The sequence below is a fragment of the Cytophagia bacterium CHB2 genome (assembly GCA_030263535.1).
GTDB lineage: Bacteria > Zhuqueibacterota > Zhuqueibacteria > Zhuqueibacterales > Zhuqueibacteraceae > Coneutiohabitans.
This window is the reverse complement of record SZPB01000556.1, coordinates 1-2851: the sequence shown is the minus strand read 5'-3', so window position 1 is coordinate 2851 and position 2851 is coordinate 1. Positions and strand designations below refer to the sequence as shown.

General features: G+C 57.5%; 2 protein-coding genes. Both read left to right on the top strand.

The annotated features are described in order from the left end of the window. The first annotated feature begins 15 nt into the window (after positions 1-15). The gene (locus FBQ85_28835; protein ID MDL1879140.1) at positions 16-624 is read left to right on the top strand and encodes a hypothetical protein; all 609 of its coding nucleotides are present in this window, start codon (positions 16-18) and stop codon (positions 622-624) included. Positions 625-681: 57 nt separating this feature from the next. Further along, positions 682-2851: hypothetical protein (locus tag FBQ85_28830; protein MDL1879139.1), on the top strand; the 2170-nt coding region annotated here is incomplete at its 3' end.

The window sequence follows — 2851 nt, the reverse complement described above, 5'->3', positions numbered from 1 at the left end:
CCCGCCGATTCGTTTATGCAAGCACGGGCAAACGAGCTTGGTCACATGCTGGCGACGATATTGCATCAGCGCCAGGATTTGCTGGTGTTTTTTCCCGGCATTATTGCGGCGCATCTGCAGCAACAGACGCCTGGCAATCCGAACGATAAAAACCACGTGCAGCAGCTTTGCGCCGATCTCGCCATGCAAAAATTGCTTGCGCCTGTGATTGAAGTATTGGGCGGCGCGCCGGAAGCCAAGCAGCGTTGGCGCATGTTGCTGCGCTGGCTCGACGGCGCTTCGGGCGACGCGACAAAATCTCACACGGTTGAATTTGAGATCAACACAACGCTATCATATGATCTCAACCAACCGCCGGCGGGATTCGAGGCTGAGAAAATCATTTCAAATTTATTAAGCAAACCGGAATTCATGCTCACCCAAACGCCGGAGCCGCCTGCGCTGCCGGCGTCGTCAGCACTGCCGGAGCTTGATTCACCTCCTGCCAAAAAACGGCGATGGCTTTGGTATCTCACGGGTGCGGCGGCTGTCGGCGGCTCCGCCTATTGGATTTTTGGGCGCGCGCCGGAAGACACCGGGCCTCCGCAGCTTTTACCCGAACCGCCCGGCCCTCCGCCAAAATAAATGCGACTCGCCGCCGCTAGTCTGCCGCCGCTGCGGTAGAATGTTGGAGACTTAATAATGCAACAATGGATGGCACAACCGACGAGGCGTTATCTTGCTCCCCGGCTTTTTCACTCTCCTCAGAATTGCTTCATTCTGAATTTCATCCTTTGTTCACAGCGATTATGTGCGCGGATGGGATATTGCGCATTCGCTGTGTTGGCGTTTCTGTTTTCCCCGCAAGAAACTTTTTCACAAGCACAGACCAACTTGCCGATCGTGACAGCTTCCGGGAGGCAACTTGTTTCAACGCTGATCGCGCCACAATCCGAAGGCGCCGTGGTCATGTGGCGTGATGAACGCACGAACGCCAGACCCGTATTGTATGCGCAACGCTTGAATCAATTTTGGCATCCGGTTTGGCCTGCCAACGGGATTGCCATTTCTCATGACAACAGCAGAGTTGTGGCTTATTCCAGCGCCATTGCCGCAGGCGCAAACGGCGATGTTATCATCGCATGGCAAAGCGAAACGAATGATGATGGCGATGTCTATGCTCAGCGCATAAGTTCTGCCGGCGAGCGTCTGTGGGGCGAAGAGGGCATCACGGTTTATCGAGGAAGCCGCGAGCAGGGCACGCCCCTCGTCGTCAGCGACAACGAGGGCGGGGCCTTTGTGATTTGGCAGGATCTGCGCAGCGGCGGCCAGGGAATTTATGCGCAACGGTTAAGCAGTTCAGGCGCAAAATTATGGGCAGAGACGGGTGTTTCATTGGCGCGCTTGCGGCGGGATCAGGTTTTAGGCGATGCTGCGGCAACGCCCGACGGCGGTTTTGTCGCCATTTGGACGGATGAAGATTCCAATCCCCGGCGTGTTTATGTGCAGCGTGTGAATGCCGCAGGCAATACTCAGTGGGGCGAAGGCCGGGCGGTTGCCACAACGATCTATCATCAAAGCGCGCCGCGCCTGGCCGTTACGCCGGGCGCCGGGCAGGATTTCAGCGTGAAAGCCGCCTGGATTGAAAGACGCTTGTTGGGCGCGCTAAATGTTTATGTGCAAAACCTCAATGCCGCCGGCGCGACGTTGTGGGGAGATGGTATTCTCGCCGGCAGGGGCAGCGGCGAACAAAGCGCCATTCAGTTGTTAGCCGCTAGCGAGGGCAGCCTGTTACTCGGTTGGCAAGACGGCCGCAACGATCAGGCAGATATTTACGGCCAGCGCATTGATGCCAGCGGACGATTGCTGTGGGGCGCGGAAGGCGTTGCCGTGGCGCGTTATACGAGATCGCAAACCAGCCCGCGTCTCGCGCCTGACGGCCAGGAGGGATTCATTTGTGTTTGGCTCGACGATCGCAGCGGAGAAAATCTCGCGGCGCAGCGCATCACCAAAGAAGGCCAGCCGGCGTGGGCAAGCGATGGTGTGCCGCTCAAGTTGCAGAACGGTGACGTCACGCAACCCGCAATTTTAGCGGTCGCCAATGGCGGCGCGCTCGTTTCGTGGACAGATACTCGCAACAACAACGAAGATATTTACGCCCAGCCGGTGACCGCAGCCGGCGTTTTGGAAAACATTGCGCCGTTGATAACCTCAACTCCCGTGACCGAGGCGCGCGTCGGCAATGTTTATGAATATCGTGTGGCAGCAACGGATTACGATTCTGACCTGACGCCGGCGCTGCAACTGCAAACTGCGCCTGCCTGGCTTGCCCTCAATGCGGAGAACAACACCCTGTCCGGCACGCCCGCCGCCGGTGATGTTGGCGAACGTACAGTTACCGTGCTGGCCATCGATCAAAACAACGGCAGTTTTGCCCAAACATATCAATTGCGCGTCATCGCAGATCCGGAAGCGCCGCGCATCATCTCAACGCCGGATACCACTGCGCGCGAGGACGAAAAGTATAGTTATCAAATTCAAGTGGCGGGTGCGGGTGACGATCGCAATCTGACATACGATTTGAAAACGAATGCCGCCTGGCTCACCCTTTCCGCGCAAGGCGAGCTTTCCGGCCTACCGCTGAATGAACACGTGGGAACGTATGACGTTACGCTTACCGTCACCACGCCACAAAACAAATCCGACCAGCAGGCATTCAAACTGCGCGTGCAAAACACCAATGACGCGCCGCTGCTCACCAGCGGGCCGCCGCCGCGCGCCACCGAAGGCGTGGCTTATCAATTTCGCTTTGAAGCGAAAGATCCGGATGCCGGCGACATGCTGCAATTTTTCGCGCCGCTGAAACCGGCCT